16 protein-coding genes are annotated in these 19607 nt (G+C 45.4%); 14 read left to right on the top strand and 2 right to left on the bottom strand.

Going from position 1 to position 19607, the window contains the following annotated elements; all coding sequences use genetic code 11:
- The first annotated feature begins 109 nt into the window (after positions 1–109).
- The 4 genes from LKD42_RS06855 to LKD42_RS06870 are packed head-to-tail and all read left to right on the top strand — an operon-like array spanning position 110 to position 5056.
- Positions 110–1564 (top strand): hypothetical protein, encoded by a 1455-nt coding sequence (locus LKD42_RS06855; protein WP_248835223.1) that lies wholly within the window; start codon positions 110–112, stop codon positions 1562–1564.
- Positions 1561–2301 carry a hypothetical protein gene (locus LKD42_RS06860; RefSeq protein ID WP_248835224.1) on the top strand — a complete coding sequence of 247 codons (741 nt, stop codon included), beginning with the start codon at positions 1561–1563 and terminating at the stop codon, positions 2299–2301. The genes LKD42_RS06855 and LKD42_RS06860 overlap by 4 nt, the downstream gene beginning before the upstream one ends.
- Positions 2285–3964, top strand: a complete 1680-nt coding sequence (locus LKD42_RS06865) for a GspE/PulE family protein (protein WP_248835225.1) — start codon at positions 2285–2287, stop codon at positions 3962–3964. Before LKD42_RS06860 ends, LKD42_RS06865 begins: the two co-directional genes overlap by 17 nt.
- Positions 3965–3985: 21 nt before the next feature.
- Positions 3986–5056 carry a type IV pilus twitching motility protein PilT gene (locus LKD42_RS06870; protein WP_283094973.1) on the top strand — a complete coding sequence of 357 codons (1071 nt, stop codon included), beginning with the start codon at positions 3986–3988 and terminating at the stop codon, positions 5054–5056.
- A 57-nt stretch (positions 5057–5113) separates the two neighbouring features.
- On the opposite strand, the gene LKD42_RS06875 is transcribed toward LKD42_RS06870, so the two are convergent.
- Complete coding sequence (locus LKD42_RS06875; protein WP_248835226.1) at positions 5114–6466, bottom strand: MATE family efflux transporter; 1353 nt, start codon at positions 6464–6466, stop codon at positions 5114–5116.
- 457 nt (positions 6467–6923) lie between these two features.
- On the opposite strand from LKD42_RS06875, the gene LKD42_RS06880 reads away from it, so the two are divergent.
- Positions 6924–7805, top strand: coding sequence for an RpnC/YadD family protein (locus LKD42_RS06880; RefSeq protein WP_248835227.1), 882 nt, complete (start codon positions 6924–6926; stop codon positions 7803–7805).
- Between the two features lie 92 nt (positions 7806–7897).
- Here the strand turns inward: LKD42_RS06880 and LKD42_RS06885 are convergent, their stop codons facing one another.
- Positions 7898–8038: a DUF6198 family protein gene (locus LKD42_RS06885; protein WP_248835228.1), complete on the bottom strand. Its 141-nt coding sequence runs from the start codon at positions 8036–8038 to the stop codon at positions 7898–7900.
- 91 nt (positions 8039–8129) lie between these two features.
- On the opposite strand from LKD42_RS06885, the gene LKD42_RS06890 reads away from it, so the two are divergent.
- From LKD42_RS06890 to moaA, 9 genes are all read left to right on the top strand, one after another.
- Entirely contained in the window at positions 8130–11321 is a 3192-nt protein-coding gene (locus LKD42_RS06890) for a hemoblobin-interacting domain-containing protein (RefSeq protein ID WP_248835229.1), read from the top strand.
- 232 nt (positions 11322–11553) lie between these two features.
- Entirely contained in the window at positions 11554–13161 is a 1608-nt protein-coding gene (locus LKD42_RS06895) for an InlB B-repeat-containing protein (RefSeq protein ID WP_248835230.1), read from the top strand.
- Positions 13162–13309: 148 nt separating this feature from the next.
- Positions 13310–14776: a uracil-xanthine permease family protein gene (locus LKD42_RS06900; RefSeq protein WP_248835231.1), complete on the top strand. Its 1467-nt coding sequence runs from the start codon at positions 13310–13312 to the stop codon at positions 14774–14776.
- On the top strand, positions 14777–15514 hold the full coding sequence (gene yqeC, locus LKD42_RS06905; protein WP_248835232.1) for a selenium cofactor biosynthesis protein YqeC: 738 nt from the start codon (positions 14777–14779) through the stop codon (positions 15512–15514).
- A gap of 45 nt (positions 15515–15559) precedes the next feature.
- Positions 15560–16402, top strand: coding sequence for a selenium-dependent molybdenum cofactor biosynthesis protein YqeB (gene yqeB, locus LKD42_RS06910; protein WP_248835233.1), 843 nt, complete (start codon positions 15560–15562; stop codon positions 16400–16402).
- A 101-nt stretch (positions 16403–16503) separates the two neighbouring features.
- Positions 16504–16992 carry a cyclic pyranopterin monophosphate synthase MoaC gene (gene moaC, locus LKD42_RS06915; RefSeq protein WP_248835234.1) on the top strand — a complete coding sequence of 163 codons (489 nt, stop codon included), beginning with the start codon at positions 16504–16506 and terminating at the stop codon, positions 16990–16992.
- A gap of 68 nt (positions 16993–17060) precedes the next feature.
- Positions 17061–17552 carry a MogA/MoaB family molybdenum cofactor biosynthesis protein gene (locus LKD42_RS06920; RefSeq protein ID WP_022119067.1) on the top strand — a complete coding sequence of 164 codons (492 nt, stop codon included), beginning with the start codon at positions 17061–17063 and terminating at the stop codon, positions 17550–17552.
- 26 nt (positions 17553–17578) lie between these two features.
- Complete coding sequence (locus tag LKD42_RS06925) at positions 17579–18613, top strand: molybdopterin-binding protein (protein ID WP_022119068.1); 1035 nt, start codon at positions 17579–17581, stop codon at positions 18611–18613.
- Between the two features lie 3 nt (positions 18614–18616).
- A complete protein-coding gene (moaA, locus tag LKD42_RS06930) occupies positions 18617–19597 on the top strand; it encodes a GTP 3',8-cyclase MoaA (RefSeq protein ID WP_283094974.1) in 981 nt (326 codons plus the stop codon).
- Positions 19598–19607 lie beyond the last annotated feature (10 nt).

The following is a 19607-nucleotide window of genomic DNA, read 5'->3' on the forward strand; positions in this document are numbered from 1 at the left end:
GATTTCGGTCAATCCAAAGCATACACGATAAAGCAGTAAGTAGAACTCGTGAGGGTCTACATTATCTCGGTGTGAGTCTATTTAATCACATTTTGAGTGGCAGGAAAAGATGAGCGATACAGTCATTGTTTTGCAGGACGAATGTATCCTTACTGCGAGCGGAAAAGCGGGGAAGCTGCCGAAAATCGACAGGGTGAGCCGTATCCCGATCGAGCCGTTTGGCGATACATTTGAACAGTGGAAAGCTGCATTAAAAGAATATAATGAGGAATACCTGCCTAAATCTTTAAAGATTGTGTTGCCGGCATCTTATTCTTCCGCACGTATCACTCAGGTGCCTTATGCGGTGGGACGTCAGCTTTCGAAGATGGCGAAAAATGTCGTGGATGAGCACAAAGGCGAGGATATTGCGGACTACAGCGTGGTTCAGAGCGACAAAAAGCAGGGGGTCTGCCTGTGCTGCGGAAGTGCACAGAATGATGTCATTAAGCAGATTCTGGATTTCTGTACAGAGTTGAAGATCACGGTAAAAGAAATATCGATTCCGATGGAGGGCTATTTAAAGCTTCTGTCGCAGAGCAGGGTTTATAAGAATAAAACAGCGATTTTTCTACTGTTTGAGGAGAACAGTGTTATCAGTGTTCTTTATAAAGAAGGTATGTGTCTTTACACGACAAGGAGCCGTATCTTCAGCGAACCGGGAACCTTAAATTTCGGTACTGAGATCGTGAGAAGCATTTCCGGTATGATGCAGTTCTATGCGACCACGAAATCAGAGACTCCGATCACCGATGTCTATTATACCGGCTGTCTGGAGGACGATTTCGAAGTCAGCATTGAGGGTATCAAAAATATGAACCTGAATGTCCGGAAAATGAAGATCGACATTCCATTTCAGGCAAAAGGCGATCCGCAGTTCTGGCTGTCCTGCATCGGCGGTATGATCGTCGATAAAAAGAAAAAAGAGATCAACCTGCTTCCGGCATGGAAAGAGGCCAATAAAGAAGAAGTCATAAAGAATGTGGATATTTTAAGTCATATCCTGGTTCCGCTGGCAACGCTCGGTGTCTGTATGGTGCTGTTTGCGGCGGTAACCGTCTGGAATCTGCATACGCAAGGGCAGATCAACGATGTTAATGACTGGATCAACGATGAGCAGGTGCAGGCGGCTTATCAGGAGGCGAATGCTATTCAGCAGAAGAGCGACAAGCTGGCGGAGGCACAGGATCAGGTGAGGCAGATGACGGCAAACCTCGATACTTACCCAGATCTGACAAAAAAAATGATCTCGACGATCGAGAATGCCAGTGGTCGTGATATGGAAGTGCATATCAAGACGATGGATGCCGATACCGGAAAGCTGACGTTTGATGCGGTCAGTCAGAAAGTTATTGATATACCGACTTATGTGCAGAAACTTCAGAAAACAGGATTATTTGCATCGTTGGATTACAACGGTTACACCTACCAGAGTCAAGAAAAAACATATTCTCTGGCACTGTCCTGCATTTTGAAATCCGATGAGGCAGAGACAGAAATCGAGACGGGAGGTGCGGAAAATTGAAATTAGAGCTGGAGTTAAAGCCGGGCGACATCGTTCTTTTAAAGGTGCTGGCGTGCGTTCTGATCATTTTCTTCACATTTCGTTTTCTGATCCTTCCGGGGGTCGGGAAACACCAGGATCTCGATCTGGAGAAAACACAGGTGGAAGAGCAGCAGATGGAGATGCAGCAGATGATCGATTCCAGACCATTTATCGAGGAAAAGATCGTCAAACAGCAGTCGGAGCTGAAAGAGCTTTCCAAAGGCTATTACGACCTGATGGAAAATCAGCAGGTGGATGAGCTGGTCACAGGGATTATTTTAAAGCATAATCTGTTTCCGGTGAATTTAAGCATTTCCGAGACAACACCGGGCATCCCGATGTCTTATATTCTGGCTTCCGCCAAGGCATCTGAGACGCATGTGCTCACCGCCGAAGAGGAATTAAACGGTGAGACTGAGGTAGAAACGGACGGGGACGGCACCGATTCAGGTTTTTACGCTGCACCACAGTTTGACTATACAAACACTACCATGGTTTCGGTCACGGTCCAGGGAAGTGAGAGCGAGATCAAATCCTTTCTCGATGATCTGGCGAGAAATTATCCGGGGATTCAGGCACGTTCCTTTGAACTGAGCAATACGATCTATGTGAGTGAGAATTTAAAAAGCGTGCAGAGCATGAACTGCCGGTGTGATCTTGCCGTATATACCTGCGGAGAAATCGGAGGTGAATCGCTGATTGAAGACGAATCTTAGAATCGGTGAAATTCTTACTGAGAAGGGCTATGTCACAGAAAAGCAGATCAGTCAGGCATTAGCATATCAGAAAGAACATAGAGACAAACGAGTGGGACAGATCCTGATGGAGCTTGGATTTGTCACCGAGACGCAGGTACTGGAGGCACTGGCGAGCAGACTTCAGCTGCGGATCGTAGATGTGGCACAGCTGGTCATAAACATAGAAGCCGTTGCCATGATCGATAAAGGACTGGCAGAAAAGAACCTGATCCTGCCGGTCCATGTCAAAGACCACAATATGCAGATCGTGACGAACGACCCGCTGAATTATTTCGCACTGGAGGAAGTAAGACAGCAGAGTGGATGTCAGTTGGAAATCCTGCTGAGTGAGGAAGCACCGCTGAAACAGGCGATTTCCTATTATTTTGCCGAGGTCAGTGCCCGAAGAGCTGCCAAACAGGCAAACGTTGGATTCTCCACATCGAGTGCGATGGCTGAACTGGAGATCGAAAATCTGGACAACAGTGACGATGAGGCACCGATCATCAGGCTGTTGAACAGTCTGATCGAGCGTGCCATCAAGACGGGGGCGAGCGACGTTCATATTGAGCCGTTTGAAAAAGAGACCCGTGTGCGTATGCGTATCGACGGCGTGATCATGGAGTATGTAAATATCCAGCGAAACATCCATGCACCGCTGATCGCACGTATCAAGATCCTGTCAAACCTGGATATCGCCGAGAGGAGACTGCCGCAGGACGGACATTTCCGAGTGTCGCTGGACGATGGCCAGGTCAACATTCGAGTTTCTGTTCTGCCGACTGTGTTCGGTGAAAAAGCCGTTATGCGAATCATGGCTTTCAACGGCAAACTGGAGCATGCGGACCATTTCGGTATGGATGAATACAGCTATAAACAGTTTGCACCGCTTCTGAATTATCCGAACGGGATCATTTATATCACAGGGCCGACCGGAAGCGGAAAATCTACGACACTGTACATGATCCTGGAATACCTGACCGGAAGAAACATTAATATTTCCACAATCGAAGACCCGGTGGAGAAGAACCTTCCGGGTATCAACCAGACACAGGTAAACCCGGTCGCAGGTCTGACGTTTGATGTGGGACTGAGGGCACTGATGCGACAGGACCCGGACGTTATCATGGTAGGTGAGACGCGAGACGGTGAGACAGCCGGAACTTCAGTCCGTGCGGCGATCACCGGTCATGTGGTATTAAGTACCTTACATACAAACGATGCCGTATCCAGTATCGTGCGACTCGAAGATATGGGTGTGGAGACCTATCTGGTGGCGAACTCCCTCGTCGGTCTGGTGGCACAGCGACTGCTGCGAAAAGTCTGCCCGAACTGTGCAAAAGAAGTGGAAACAACCGAGCAGGAGCGGCTTTTTCTGGGTGAAGACGTCAAGATCGTGCGAAAAGGCATGGGATGCTCCCACTGCAACAACACCGGCTACAAAGGCCGTATTGCCGTGCATGAGATCCTGGCGATCGACAACACCGTCCGCCGCATGATCGTCAATCACAATTCCGTGGAAGAGATCTCAGCCTATGCAAGAGAACATCAGCATATGCGAACCCTGAAAGAGAGCGGACTGATCCTGGTAAAAGAAGGAACGACAACACCGGAAGAACTGATGAAGATCAGTTATGAATAAAGACAAAAAGGAAGATACGATATGGCAGCAATAGAATTTAACAATCAGAAAATGGATGCGATCATCCGGGAAGCGAGAGCCTGCGGAGCGTCCGACATCCACATTTCCGAAGGGATGCAAACCAGATATCGCGTGCATGGCAGACTGGTGCAGGCACAGACACAGTACAGTGCAGACGAAACCGCAGAACTTCTGCAATCCATGATGAACGAAAAACAGAAAAAACATTTCGCAAACGGAAACGATGCCGACTTTGCGATCCGCACATCGGACGGATGCCGCCAGCGTGTCAATGTATTTCGCCAGCAGAAAAAAACAGCAGCCACGATCCGACTCCTAAATTCCACGATCCCGACGCTAGAAGAACTGAAAATGCCGACCATTTTATATAAAATGGCAATGGAGCCGCGTGGACTGATCCTCGTTACCGGACCGACCGGAAGCGGAAAATCAACCACCCTTGCAGCTATGATCGAGCATATGAACCAGAACAGCGACCGCCATATCATCACCATCGAAGATCCGATCGAGTACGTGTATGAGAGTAAACAGTCCCTGATCCATCAAAGAGAAGTTGGCGAAGATATTACCGATTTTGCGTCTGCGATCCGCAGTGCCCTGCGAGAAGACCCGGATGTCATATTAGTAGGAGAGATGCGAGATTACGAGACAATTTCCACAGCACTGCTCGCTGCCGAGACCGGACATCTCGTACTTTCCACACTGCATACGACCGGAGCGGCACAGACCGTAGAGCGTATCGTAGATGCCTGCCCGACCGGGGGACAGAACCAGGTGCGTGCCCAGCTCGCCGGAACATTAAAAGGAATCGTCAGCCAGTGCCTGATCCCATGCGGCGGTGGAACAGCCCGCGTGGCAGCGACCGAACTTCTTGTCGGTACGGATGCCATCCTCAACCTCGTCTGCGAAGGAAAGGCACACCAGATCCCGGCAATGATGCAGACTGGAAGCAGCAGCGATATGCATACCCTGAATATGGATCTGTCCAGACTCGTGCGGCAGGGATTTATCACAAGAGACGATGCGATCGCTTATACCAACAATAAAGCGGAAGTGGGGCAGTATTTATAAAAAGATGACAACGAACCTCGCAGCAAGAATGCCGGAGGCATTCTTGAATATATTGATTTACTCACGTAACTCTTTGCGTATGCTTATTATCATAACGAGAAAGCACAGGCTGCCTCCGATAATATTTGAGATTGGTTCTGCAAGGAATACGCCGTCTGTTCCCATATGAAATGCATACGGGAGCAGATAAGTTATAGGAATAACGATGATTACTTTACGGAGTAGGGAGAAGAAGATCGCCTGTTTCTTTTTGTTTAAGGATTTAAATATAGTCTGTCCGATGTATTGCAGAAGCATGAAAATAAACGCTCCGAAATACAGTTTCATGGCAGGGACGGCATCTGCCAGCAGACTCTTATCAGAACTGAAAATGCTGATCAGAAATTCCGGTGCAAGAATGATCGCAAGCCATGCCAGCAGTGTATAAATGAGTGCCATGATTCCCATGGTAACAGCTGCCTGTTTTACACGTTTGTAACGATGAGCACCATAATTGTAGCTGATAATAGGAGAAGAACCTTCCGTGATTGCATAGATTGGTGTCTCAACCACCTGACGCACGCTGGAGATGATTGTCATGACAGAAATATAGAGCGTTCCGCCGGTGACAGAAAGTACGTGATTGCAGCAGATTGTTACCAGGCTGTTTGTCAGCTGCATGATAAATCCGGCAGTTCCGAGGCTGATGATATTTTTCGCATATTTTGAAGAGGCACGGATTTCTTCTCTGTGCAGCAGACGAACCTTGTATTCTGCCTTGCAAAGCAGAAAATGAAGTACGAAAGCAGCCGACAAAATCTGTGAGATGACGGTTGCGATTGCAGCACCCCGGATTCCCATGCCGAACGCAAAAATAAAGATCGGATCAAGGATCAGGTTGGCAACAGCACCGATCACCACCGAGATCATACCGGTGGTCGCATATCCCTGGGCGTTGATAAAAGGATTCATGCCGGTCGCGACCATGGACGGAAACGTTCCAAGCAGATAGATCATCAGATAAGGACAGGCATAGTCAAAATTCTCACGGCCGGCACCAAACAGCGTGAGAATGGGTTTTGCAAAGATCAAACCGGTCAGCATCAGAAGGATTGAGCAGAGCGTCAGCATGGAAAATGAAGTATGCATGATCTGACAGGCATTTTCGTGATCACCCTTTCCACGCTCGATCGAAAAGAGCGGTGCACCGCCGCTTCCGAACAGGTTGCTGAAAGCAGTGATGATCACAATGATCGGAAAACAGAGTCCGACCGCTCCAAGAGCCGTTGTGCCGATATCCGGGATACGTGCAATATAGATGCGATCCACGATATTATAAAGCAGACTCAGAATCTGAGCGACCAGCATGGGCAGAGCCGCTTTTAAGATATTGTCGGTGATTTTTCCATTTTCAAAATCAATTTGTTTCAAAGTAAACCGTCCTTTCTTCGTTGGTGTTTCTGGTAGTTAAGTATAACATGAATCAGGCGAAATGGAAATGCCAGGTGTTTTGCTAAAATGATTTCTGACAAAGAATATTAGTACATGTGCAAATAAACGAATTTCCCGAAAGGCACTTAAGCGAAAGTTTTTTCTTTCCAGTGGGGAAAACATAAATAGTTTCTTATTATTTGTGTTGACTTTAATTATGCTTTTGAAATGTATTGAAATAATGAGAGTTGTATGTTAATATAATTTCAAAGCATATTTCTTAACATTCTTGGCATCCTGCCATCTATATTTTCTAAATTCACATTTCAGAAATTCATGCTTTTCAATCAAACAAATCAATTTAAAAAGCAGGAATTTCAAACTGTGAAAAAGAAAGAACAAACAGACAGTATGGTTATCACACTTTTGTACACTCCTGCATAAGGAGGTACAGCCTATGGCTCAAAAAGAACGAGCAACTGTAAATCGTAATTATAAAGATACGGTATTTCGCATGTTGTTTTCTGACCGGAGAAATTTATTGTCACTTTATAATGCAATCAGTGGTGCTCATTACGATGATCCGGAAAAACTGGAGATTGTCACACTGGAAAATGCTATTTATATGGGAATGAAAAATGATCTTGCTTTTATCATTGACACAGAGTTATTTCTATATGAACACCAGTCAACTTACAATCCTAATATGCCATTGCGTGATTTATTCTATATTTCGAGTGAATATCAGAAACTGGTGGATAAGAAATCCCTTTATTCTTCCGTATTACAGAAAATACCTGCACCACAATTTATCGTATTTTACAATGGAACAGAAAAGAAAAAAGACAGCTGGGTAAACCATTTGTCGGAGGCTTTCGAAAATCTGTCAGGCAATCCAAAACTGGAACTGGAAGTGCTGACCATAAACATTAATGAGGGACATAATCCCGAACTCATGGAACAATGCCAGATCTTGAGAGAATATGCACAGTATGTAGATTGTGTTCGAAGATATGCAAAGGAATTTGAATTAATAGACGCCATAGAGCAAGCTGTGGATGAATGTATTCAGAGGAATATCCTTTCGGAATTTCTTCGAAAAAATAAAGCGGAGGTAATTGCGATGAGTATTTTTGAATATGACAAAGAAGAGGAAGAACGGAAACTGCGAAAAGCTGAGTACGAGGCCGGTGTTGAATCTGGCATTGCGGAAGGCAAACGACTTGCACAAAAAGAGGGTACGATTGCCCTTAGCAGACTTGGATTGCCTGTTGAACAAATTGCAATGGCACTGCAAGTAGATGTAGAACTTGCAAAACAATGGATTGGTGATAAATAGCAAATAAAAAGTGACCGAGCTCTTTAGAGCGAGAGATGCTTCTTGTCCGAGGATTAATCTGACGAGAACAGTAGCGACCACCGTTCCGATACCTACGGAATCGAGCTGACCGGAGAAACGCCGAGGTTCAATTTTACGGACATCGAAACACCAAGTGTCATAATAAAAAGCCCGGCGATGGCATGGCTGTCAACAAACGAAAAGTCAATGAGAAAATTTCTTGTTAAGCACATTTGCACTTGATGAAAATGAGAAAATATGTTACTTTATTCAAACGTAAGTTTAAGTAAACTAACAAAAGATAGCCATGGAGGAAAAAAGAGGATGAAGCGATGGAAAAAGAATTTGCTGGTATTGGCTCTGCTGAGTTTTGCGGTAATTTTTGCTAACGTTACACCAAAGTATCATACCGTTTCAGCAGCGTCCAAAACCACGCTCAATTACAAAAAGAAAACACTGAGCAAAGGCCAGACCTTAAAGCTTAAGGTAAAAGGCACAAAGAAAAAAGTGAAATGGAGCAGCTCGAAAAAGAAAGTTGCATCCGTTACTTCAAAAGGAAAGGTTACAGCAAAGAAAAAAGGAAATGCTGTGATCACTGCAAAAGTTGGCAGCAAAAAATATCGCTGCAAGATTAAAGTAGTTCTGCCAAAGAAGCCGGCAGTCGATAATAATAAAACACCGGAAACACCGGCAACATCAATTACACCGGAAACACCGGCAACGCCAAGTACACCGGAAACGGAAACAGAAGCTCCGAAAACAGTTCTGGTAAAGGAAGCTCAGACAAAAGTTCTTGATCTTGGATATGCACAGTATCTGGTGGTAGCTTTTGAAGAAGGTTACGATGTGGAAAACTGCAGCGTTGCGGTAGATGGTGTGGATATCACAGGGGCTATGACCAAAGTTACCGATGACGGAAGCATTGTGAAATGGGAGCTGACAGGTTTAAATCCTGCAAAACTGGTTGTTACCAAAAAAGATGACCAGAAAACACAGGATGTTGTGCTCAGTGACAATGAAAATCCGAACAAACCGGTTGTAAAAGCACAGGAACCGATGTATTTCCTGACACATGCAGCCATCCCGACCTGGGATTATCATCTGACCAACTACGATGAAGAAGGAAATGCAAGGGTTACTCCGAAAAAGACAACCTTTGACCTGAAGGAAACTGCAAAAGAAGATGTGAAATATTATGCACCGGATGCAGAATTGAGCAAAAACGAAGATGCTGACAATCTGTACGGTGTGAGCGGAAACGTAGAAATCCTGTTCAACTACACAACACAGGAAGAAAAAGACTGGTTTGATACGATCGCAGACGAAGGTGCACTGGCACTGCTGTCAAACGATGAGAGCCTGAGCACGCTGAACGACCAGCTCGCTTATGCAAAAGATACCACCGAACATGGTGGGAATGTAGTCGGAAGGATTACCATTCCGCTGGGACAGAGCAATTTCTATTCCAATGGACGTTACAAAGTACGCATCCGTTCCAATGGAAACAGAACCCTGATCGCATCCATCCATGTGGTAAATGCACAGACTCCGTCCATGAAGATTTCTGAGACAGGTGCGATCAAATCCGGACAGAATGTTCATTTCCAGGTAGAAAACATGGTATACGGCATCACCGTTCCGGTTGAGATGGTAACACTGAAAACTCCGTCAGGAGAAGTAAAAACACTGGAAAAAATCACAGACTGGTATCTGATCGGAAATACCTTTGTACTGTATAACGATGTAAATGCAGAAGGTGGAAGAAACAACATCGAACAGCCGGGTGTGTATACACTGACGGTATACTCAAATGGCTTTAAGACCATGAGAAAATCTTTCACTGTTGCAGGCAAAACAACAAAAGCTGCAAAAACAGCAAAGACTTATGATGTTGTGACAAGAGCGACTTCAGGCGGAAACTCCGGAAGCAGCAGCGACGGTGAAAGCGGAAACTCTGTTATGCCGGCAAATCTGGCATTTTCTGAGGATCTGATCTCCAATGCAAAGATCCTGACGGCACTGGATGTGAAGAATGCTTCGGCAGAAGCAGTTGCAGAGCGCTGGGATAATCAGATCACAGCATGCGATGCCGTTTATGGCGAAGACGGAGTTGTATTCTACGATTATACAAGCTACTATGATGCTGTTCAGGAAGCAAAATTAAAAGGACAGTATCTCTCTTTTGAAGATTATGTTGCAGATGAAAATGCAGTTACTACAGAAAACCGTCCATACGCAGTTAAGGTGGTTCTGGAAGATGGTCTGCTTGGAGAAACACAGTACAACGGATCTTACAAAGGAAAAGAAGCACCGGTCCTGACACTGGATGCGGATGCAGAATTTGTTGCAGAAGGCAAAGATCTTGTACTGACAGGCCAGGATGCAAGAACAGCAGAATACTTTGAGAAAATTACCGGAATTTATGTGAATCAGAGCCGGAAAGAACTGACAGAAGATCAGTACAGCGTAGAGGACGGCAAACTGGTGATCAAAGATTCTGTTCTGACACTGGGAACAAATACCGTAGAGATCAAAGCAGAAGGATTCAAAAACAATACACTTTCGGTTGAGTATAAAAAAGTTCTGGAAGAGAATTTAAGTCTTGTTTCTGACAAAGAACAGTACAACAGAGGCGAGAATGTGGTTCTGACCGTAAATGGTTCCGAAGGCGATTTCCTGAAGAACTTAAATGCAGTCAAAGTAGATGGAAAAAACATTTATGCAAAAGGTGTTGCAGGATCTGATTATTACTATGAAGCAGCAGAAGATCTGAAATCCATCACCATTTACGATAACGGAAACCTGTTCAACCAGAACAAAGCATATACCCTGACTCTGGAAGCAGAATATTATGAAGCTCTGGAAACAGAGATCACCGTACAGGGTGAAGAAAAAGATGTTCCGGTATCAGAGCCTATGATCAGCAAAGACGAAGACGGACAGACTTATCTGGTATCCTTTGGAACACCGACAAACTTTGTAGGCTGGAAAAATAAAGTAACCTCGATCACTGTAAATGGAACAGCCTATACAGAAGCAGGCTGGTTTGGCATGTCAGAGAATCAGTTTAAATGGGAAACAGACGGATACGGAAATCAGGTCCTGAAACTGAAAGTGGACAGCGAATTTGATGAAAATGCCGACAATACCTTTACGATCAAAGCAGAAGGCTATAAAGATCTGGCACTGCCGCTGGTTGTAAATGTGATCAAAAAACTTACACCGCCACAGGCGGTTTCCTGCCAGAAAACTATCTTCTCAGATTACTATATCGTTTCCTTTGGTTATGGTTCTGAAATCGAACAGTGGCAGAATCAGATCACAGGCATAAAAGTAAACGGAACAGAGTATAGCCTGGTAACTTCTTCCTTCAGCGTAGGTGATACGACAACCTACTGTCTGCTGAAAAACGATGGTCAGATTTATGTTGGAACAAATGCAGTTGCAGATGGAGAAAATACCATTGAGATTTCCGCAGAAGGATATGAAGACTGTACCGTCACCTTTACTAAATAAGAAGTTGTCGGTGACTTCCTGGCAGGTGTAAGAAATTGAAATACTGAGCATTTTATCAGGAGGCTGTCAGCGAAAAAACAGCAGAGCATGTGCAAATGAACGAATTCCCAAATTGTCACTGGACAGTTTGGGAATTTTGTGGTTAAAAAAATCCTTCCTGATATAATAAAAGCAACTCAGAAAATGGGAAGAAAAATCAGGAAAACAGAAAATATGTCAGGAGGGATTTGTTATGAAAAAACAAAAAGGCGGTTTTCAAAAAATAATCGGTGTTTCAATGGTATGCTGTATGTTGACCAATCTGGCAGTGCCGGTTTCTTTTGCGGAAGAAACAAAAAAAGAACCAACGTATGTGCGGATGGATCATCCACTGAAGGAAGAAAATAACTGGGATATTTCAGATGAGCTGATCATGCCGGGCGAAGCATTTTACACCGTTCCGAAATTTGAAGTAACGTATGACCATGGTTATTACGGACAGACAGTCACGAACCTGTGCCTGAAACATGTTTCCCTGATACTTGGGGAAGAACCAAGATTTTATGACGGTAAACTGGTACGGAGCAAAGTGGATCTTGCCGGACTGACGGCGGATCGGACAAACACGTATAATGTCTGGACAACACAGACGGAGCTCTGGAAGAAGAGTCTGGAAAGTGCAGAGATGGGTGAAGATACACAGAAGCAGCTTAAAGCGTTTCAGGAAGGCGAGAGCACAGAGAATGCGGGTTACACAAACAATACAAACACCCCAATTGTTTTGGAACAAGTGCGTACAGGAGCTACCGAACATGAAGGAACCATTTATGGTGGTGAATATAGCAGTACACCGATGATTGTCGGGTATACCACGCATAATTCAAACTGTACGATCCAATTCTATGAACCGTATTATACTATATCCTACAAAGAACTTTCAGAAGAAGAACAGGAAGGCATGCCGGATCGTTATTATGTGCAGAGGGAAAAACAGGAACTGATTTTAAAAACACCGGTTCGTGCAGGGTGTCATCTGACTGGCTGGAGCGGTATGGCTTTTGTGGATGAAAAAGTGGAAGAGGGAAGAACCATATTTTCCTTTGACTGGGAACACAATATGATTCATGCAAATTTAGGTGATCAGACAGTGACACCGAGATATGACAGCGGAAAAACAATTACATTTAACGCAAATGGCGGAAGTATTGAGGGAAAAGAGTCTGTCATTTATGAATTGCATATGGACAGTGAAAACTTTTTTGATATTGCAGATCACATTCCGCAGCAGGAGGGGTATCAGTTTGTCGGATGGTGTCTGAAACCGGATGACTTAAATGGCAGTCTGGTCAAAAATACGGAAAACTATGACTGGGTTCCAAAGTACCGGGATGATATCCAGGTTTATGCAAAATGGAAAGAAAAACCGAAGGAAACAGAAACGGAAAAAGAAACAAAAACAGAAGAGGAAACAAAAACAGAAGAGGAAACAAAAACAGAAGAGGAAACAGAGAACAGAGAACAGATACCGGATGTAAATTCGAAGGATGGTCAGAAACTTTCCGGTATTTCCATCAAAAAACTGACAGCCGGAAAGAAAAAATTTACAGTAAAATGGAAAAAAGCAAAGAAATCGGAGTCTGTTTCCGGTTATCAGATCCAGTATTCAACGGATAAAAAGTTTAAAAAGAATGTCAGAACAAAGAAGTGTGGAAAGAAAAAGAATTCGCTTACGGTGTCAAAACTGAAAGCAAAAAAGAAGTACTATGTGAGAATGCGGAAATTTTGGAATGTAAAAAAGGATGGAAAGAAAAGCAGGATTTACGGTTCCTTTAGCAAAGTAAAAAAAGTAAAAGTCAGGTAGAACAAAAATTCCCGCCATCCGGTCAGGATGGGCGGGAATTTTTATATCTGAAAAAAACTGAAATTAGGAATTGACCGCAGAAATATATCTTTGTAAAATAAGAAAGAAACATGGAATATATGTAAAAATTAAGGAGGCTGTTTATTTTATGAAAGCGACAAATGAGAAAAAGGCAGAAGGTTATTCTTCTCCGTACAATTTTGAGGGAAGAATTCCTCTTTCTCAGGCGATCCCGCTGGGGCTTCAGCATGTCATGGCAATGTTTATCGGAAACCTGACACCGCTGATCATCGTGATGGGAGTCTGTGGACTGACCGCAGATGCAGGATTTGGCGAACTTCGTACGGCATTGCTTCAGAATGCAATGATCATCGCCGGAGTTGTTACACTGGTTCAGATGTTTTCCATCGGTCCGGTCGGAGGAAAAGTGCCGATCGTTATGGGAACGTCATCCGGATTTCTCGGAGTTCTGAACAATACCGTGGCAGCATGCGGCGGCGGTATTCTTGCTTATGGTGCGATTATGGGAGCCTGTATTGTCGGCGGTATTTTCGAGAGTGTTCTCGGAGCATTTTTGAAACCGCTTCGTAAATTTTTCCCGCCGATCGTTACCGGATCGGTTGTTATTGCAATCGGATTATCACTGCTTGGTGTTGGTATCAACTATTTCTGCGGAGGAAGCGGCAAAGCGGACTATGGTTCACTTCCGAATCTGTTTCTGGGATTTGTAGTACTGGTTGTGATCGTACTGCTGAAACATTTCGCACCGCAGAAAAGTATCCTTTCTTCGTCTGCGATCCTGTTTGGTATTCTGGCAGGATATGTTGTGGCGATCATTATGACACTTACGCTTCCGCACACCGGTATCGATGCAGATGGTGTTCAGTATACTTACTCCTGGGTTGTTGATTTTGCCCAGGTAAAAAATGCAGCGTGGATCGCTGTGCCGAGTTTTATTGGTTTTGGTGCTTTATCTGATGTAAAGATCACATTCCAGGCAAGTGCGATCATCCCGATCGGCATTATGTTTATCGTAACGGCGATTGAGACAGTCGGTGATATTTCGGCCTGTATTGAGGGCGGTATGGATCGTGAAGCAACCGATTCCGAGCTGTCCGGCGGTGTGATCTGTGACGGACTCGGATCCGCTTTTGCAGCACTGTTCGGTGTACTGCCGAATACTTCATTCTCGCAGAATGTGGGACTGGTTTCTCTGACAAAAGTTGTCAACCGTTTTGCAATCTCCATGGGAGCGATTTTCCTGATCCTGTGTGGATTCTGCCCGAAGATCGGTGCACTGATGTCCATCATGCCGCAGTCGGTTCTCGGAGGGGCAGCCGTTATGATGTTCGCATCGATTCTGATTTCCGGTATCCAGCTGATCACAAAGCATCCGATCGGCAGCCGTGAGATTACGATCATTTCCGTAGCGATCGGTCTTGGATATGGTCTTGGAGCAACCACAGGGGCAACCGCTCATCTGCCGTATTATGTACAGCTGATCTTTGGCGGTTCCGGAATCGTACCATGTTCTCTGGCAGCGATCATTTTAAATATCGTTCTGCCGAAAGAATCCAAACCGGTTCGTGAAATGTGGGAACTGGAAGATAAATAAATGAAAAAAATCATATCAGTCATAGGAGCGGGCGGAAAGACGACCCTGATCCATCGACTGGCAGAAGAATATCAAAGGAAAGGAAATGCTGTGCTGGTGACGACGACAACGCATATGTTCGCAGAGCCGGGCACAGACCTCTCCGGCGATGCTTTTTCTATACGGGAGAAATTACAGAGAGATCACTATTGTATGGCGGGCATACAATGCTCCGAAAATCCGCAGAAAATGCAGGCACTTCCGGAGCATACATTAAGAGAATTGCTGCATTATGCGGATATTGCTCTGATAGAAGCGGACGGAGCGAAACACCATTCTCTGAAATATCCTTCCGGGGCAGAACCGGTGATTTTTTCGGGAACGACGGATCTTTATCTCGTGCTTGGAATGTGGGATATTGGGAAACCCTGTAAGAAGGTAATCTTTCGCTTTGATGAGATGCAGAAAGAAGAGCTTATCCGGGATGATATGGAGCTGCCAAAAAGAAAGATTCTGCCGGAAGAAGCAGTGACAGAAGAGCATATCCGCAGAATCTTAAGGGCGTATCGGTACAGGCTGAAAGAAATCGGGTATAATGAGAAAATAACTTGTCTGTTTTCAAAGCAAGATGGGGAAAACATTCGATTCTGTCAGGCAGATACCGATATAGCCTCCGGCGGATTGCAGAGGTGCACAGAAGAATATGTCATGCGATGCATGACGTGCACCTCGCAGCAAGAATGCCAAAGGCATTCTTGAAACCGGGTTTTTCGAAAGTTTGAGCGGAACAAATGGAGGATTAAAATGAAACGTAATAGTTTGATCATCTGCCGCGGCGGAGGGGATCTGGCGACAGGGATCGTACACCGTCTGCACCGGGCGGGATTTCGTGTGCTGGTGCTGGAAACGGATCATCCGGCGGCGATCCGCCGTCAGGTTTCGTTCTGTGAGGCGGTCTACGAAGGAAAAGCGACCGTGGAAGGCGTGACGGCACAGAGGATTGATTCTGTATCTGAAATGGAAGAAGTTTTTGCCAGAGGATGTGTACCGCTTTTCGTTGATTCCAAAGGAGCGTCGATCGCAGAGCTGCATCCGGATGTCGTGGTGGATGCGATCATTGCCAAGAAAAACCTTGGAACAACAAAAGAGATGGCTCCGCTTGTGATCGGAGTCGGGCCTGGATTTACGGCCGGGGTCGATGTGGATCTTGTGATCGAATCGATGCGTGGACATAATCTGGCAAGAATTTTAGAAGAAGGATCGGCACTTCCGAATACCGGGATTCCGGGCAATATCGGTGGATTTACAAAAGAACGCGTGATCCATGCACCGACAGAAGGATTTATCAAAAATATCCACCAGATCGGTGATGTAGTGGAAGCGGGCACAGAGATTGCCAGAATTTATGAAAACATGGATGAATCCGGAAATTTTAGCGGTGCATCGGTAGCAGTTCCGGCAACAATCACCGGCATTATCCGAGGTCTGATCCGAGAAGGCTATCATTTCCCGAAAGGATTTAAGATCGCAGATATTGATCCAAGAGAAGGTGAATTGAAAAACTGTTTTACGATTTCAGATAAAGCCAGAAGTATCGGCGGCAGCGTGCTGGAAGCGGTTTGTCATCATGTAAATACGTGCAGCTAAAATCGAGTCAGACACAGGTGAAACAATCTGACAGATGGTTTAAAATGAGGATAATGCGGATAAAATAGTCGAAACAGATTAACAGGACGGATAGAAACAGTATGAATGAAAAGAAACTGACACATTTCAATGAAAGCGGCGAGGCACATATGGTGGATGTCCATGAAAAGGCAGATACATACCGTGTGGCGAAAGCGGAGGGCACCATTTTTGTAAATGAGGATGCTTTTGCGGCAATTTCGCAGGGAACGGCAAAAAAGGGAGATGTACTTGGAATTGCCCGCATCGCCGGGATCATGGGGGCAAAAAACAATGCATCCTTGATTCCGCTGTGTCATCCGATCGCAATGACAAAATGTGATGTGGATTTTGAATTAAACGAAGAAAAAAAGAGCATAAAAGCTGTCTGCACAACGGCCTGCTTCGGAAAGACCGGTGTGGAGATGGAAGCATTGAGCGGAGTGAGCATTGCACTGCTGACCATCTACGATATGTGCAAAGCACTGGATCGAGCCATGGAGATCACGGATATTCATCTGCTGGAAAAGGCTGGCGGAAAGAGCGGATATTATAAGAAATCATGCCGTTAAACGTTGAGATTGGGAGCAAACGGACGAAAAGAGCGTGTCCAATATGCTAAAATAAGGGGGGAATCCATATGTATCAAGTGGGAATCGTCACATTGAGTGACAAAGGAGCAAAAGGTGAACGGCAGGATTTGAGCGGTCCGAAGATTCAGGAATTACTGCCAAAAGATAAGTATGAAGTAATTTCATATACGATGCTTCCGGATGACCGGGAAAAGATCCGCAGGGAGCTGATCCGCCTCTCTGATGAGGTGAAATGTGATCTGATTCTGACAACAGGCGGAACCGGATTTTCACCGCGCGATATTACGCCGGAAGCTACGATGGATGTGGCAGAGCGTAATGCACCTGGGATCGCAGAAGGACTGCGTGCCTGCAGCATGCAGTTTACAAAAAGAGCAATGCTCGGAAGAGGCGTTTCTGTGATACGAAAAGGAACGCTGATCATCAATCTTCCGGGAAGTGTCAAGGCAGTAACGGAAAGTATGGAGTTTCTGATCGGAAATATTGAGCATGGACTGGATATTCTGATGCAGACGGACAGTGAATGTGGAAGAGCCTGAAAGACAGGGCAGAAGGAGTGAAAGAAATGAAACGGATGAAAACAACGGAGGCGGTCGGACAGGTACTTTGCCATGACATTACGCAGATCATACCGGGTGTGACAAAGGATGCCGTTTTCCGTAAGGGGCATATCATCCGGGAAGAAGATATACCGGTGCTGCTCAGCGTTGGAAAGGACTCTGTCTATATCTGGGAAAACGATGAGACGATGATGCATGAAAATGATGCGGCAGAAGTGCTTTATCGTATGACGGCAAATGAGCATATGCATCCTTCGGATGTAAAAGAAGGCAAGATCGAAGCGATCGCTGATACGGAAGGTCTGCTGAAAGTAGATCGTGAGAAACTGAAGAAAGTAAATGCATTCGGAGAGATGATGATCGCAACCAGACACGGCAATACCGTAGTGAAAAAGGGAGATAAACTTGCCGGAACACGTATCATTCCGCTGGTGATTAAAAAGGATAAAATGCAGGAAGCAGAAAAGATCTGTGACGGAACACCAATCCTGAAAATCCTGCCGTTTACCGTAAAAAAAGCAGCGATTATCACAACGGGAAATGAAGTTTATCACGGCAGGATCAAAGATGCCTTTACGCCGGTCATTGAGCAGAAAATCGCAGAATTCGGGGCAGAAATGATGTTCCATGAGATTTTTGATGACAATGACAGAAAAATCACAGACGGCTGTTTGCGTGCCATAGAAGCAGGGGCGGATATTGTATTCTGCACCGGAGGCATGAGTGTGGATCCGGACGATAAAACGCCGCTTGCCATCAAAAATACCGGGGCGGAAATGATCTCTTACGGCTCCCCGGTTCTGCCGGGAGCGATGTTTTTATTGTCCTATTACCGGAAAGGTGACAAAGTGATCCCGATCTGCGGACTTCCGGGCTGTGCCATGTACAACAGGCGGACCATTTTTGATCTGGTTCTGCCGCGGCTGATGGCAGCAGATCCGGTCACGGCAGATGAGCTGGCTTCGCTTGGCGAAGGCGGACTTTGCCTGAACTGCAAAGTGTGTACATTTCCGAACTGCGGTTTTGGAAAGGGCTGGTAGAAGATGCTGGATCAGTTCGGGAGAAAGATAGAATATATGCGGATTTCTCTCACAAACAACTGCAATCTTCGGTGCAGCTACTGTATGCCGGAGAAGCGGATTTCCGATGTACATTTCTTTCCGATGAATCAGGTTCTAAGATGCGTGGAAAGCGCCGTTTCTCTTGGCATCACGCATTTTCGGCTGACCGGTGGAGAACCCTTATGTTATCCGAAAATCGAAGAACTGCTCTGTAAAATCAAACAGATCAAAGGAGTAGATTCGGTGCATCTGACCACGAACGGCGTGCTTTTAAAAGAAAAGGCGGCACAGCTGAAACAGGCAGGCATCGACAGCATCAATGTCAGCCTGGATACGTCGGATGAAAAAGAATACCGGGTTCTGACCGGGGGCGGAAAGCTCTCAAATGTGCTTGATGGGATCAGAAAGGCAGCAGAACTTGAAATTCCGGTAAAGATCAATGCTGTGCTGCGAGAACAGACCGATGTCTGTGCACTGGCAGCGTTTGCAGAACAAAACCACGTCACACTCCGGTTTATCGAGATGATGCCGGTTGGTTTTGGAAAGATTCTGCCGGTCGATCCAAAAAGCAAAGTACTGGAAACTTTGCAGGAGCGATATGGCAGGTATGAGAGGATCATGCAAAGAAAAAGAAAAGCAGATTCTCAGGAAAAATATGGATATGGTCCGGCGGTATACTATCGCTTTTCGGATCTGGATATTTCCATCGGTCTGATTCAGGCGATCCATGGAAAATTCTGCGACCGATGCAACCGCGTCCGCATCACTTCCGAGGCAAAATTAAAGCCTTGTCTGGCTTCTGCAAAAGTGATCGATCTGCGTCCGGCACTGGAAGATACAGAAAATCCAGACAAGCTGGCAGAGCTGATGCGGCAGGCGATTTTCCAGAAGCCGAAATCGCATCATTTTGAGGAGCAGAATTCGAAAAAAAGTTCAGAAACCATGAATCAGATTGGCGGATAAGATTAAAGGA

Origin of the sequence: Hominisplanchenecus faecis (assembly GCF_020687205.1) — a bacterium.
GTDB lineage: Bacteria > Bacillota > Clostridia > Lachnospirales > Lachnospiraceae > Hominisplanchenecus > Hominisplanchenecus faecis.

Bases quoted from the DNA above. Each gene is read 5' to 3' on its own strand.
- LKD42_RS06920 (WP_022119067.1), top strand. From the start codon at position 17,061: ATGTATCAAGTGGGAATCGTCACATTGAGTGACAAAGGAGCAAAAGGT.
- moaC (WP_248835234.1), top strand. From the start codon at position 16,504: ATGAATGAAAAGAAACTGACACATTTCAATGAAAGCGGCGAGGCACAT.
- LKD42_RS06870 (WP_283094973.1), top strand. From the start codon at position 3,986: ATGGCAGCAATAGAATTTAACAATCAGAAAATGGATGCGATCATCCGG.
- LKD42_RS06900 (WP_248835231.1), top strand. From the start codon at position 13,310: ATGAAAGCGACAAATGAGAAAAAGGCAGAAGGTTATTCTTCTCCGTAC.
- LKD42_RS06895 (WP_248835230.1), top strand. From the start codon at position 11,554: ATGAAAAAACAAAAAGGCGGTTTTCAAAAAATAATCGGTGTTTCAATG.
- yqeC (WP_248835232.1), top strand. From the start codon at position 14,777: ATGAAAAAAATCATATCAGTCATAGGAGCGGGCGGAAAGACGACCCTG.
- LKD42_RS06855 (WP_248835223.1), top strand. From the start codon at position 110: ATGAGCGATACAGTCATTGTTTTGCAGGACGAATGTATCCTTACTGCG.
- LKD42_RS06890 (WP_248835229.1), top strand. From the start codon at position 8,130: ATGAAGCGATGGAAAAAGAATTTGCTGGTATTGGCTCTGCTGAGTTTT.
- yqeB (WP_248835233.1), top strand. From the start codon at position 15,560: ATGAAACGTAATAGTTTGATCATCTGCCGCGGCGGAGGGGATCTGGCG.
- moaA (WP_283094974.1), top strand. From the start codon at position 18,617: ATGCTGGATCAGTTCGGGAGAAAGATAGAATATATGCGGATTTCTCTC.
- LKD42_RS06925 (WP_022119068.1), top strand. From the start codon at position 17,579: ATGAAACGGATGAAAACAACGGAGGCGGTCGGACAGGTACTTTGCCAT.
- LKD42_RS06880 (WP_248835227.1), top strand. From the start codon at position 6,924: ATGGCTCAAAAAGAACGAGCAACTGTAAATCGTAATTATAAAGATACG.
- LKD42_RS06885 (WP_248835228.1), bottom strand. From the start codon at position 8,038: ATGTGCTTAACAAGAAATTTTCTCATTGACTTTTCGTTTGTTGACAGC.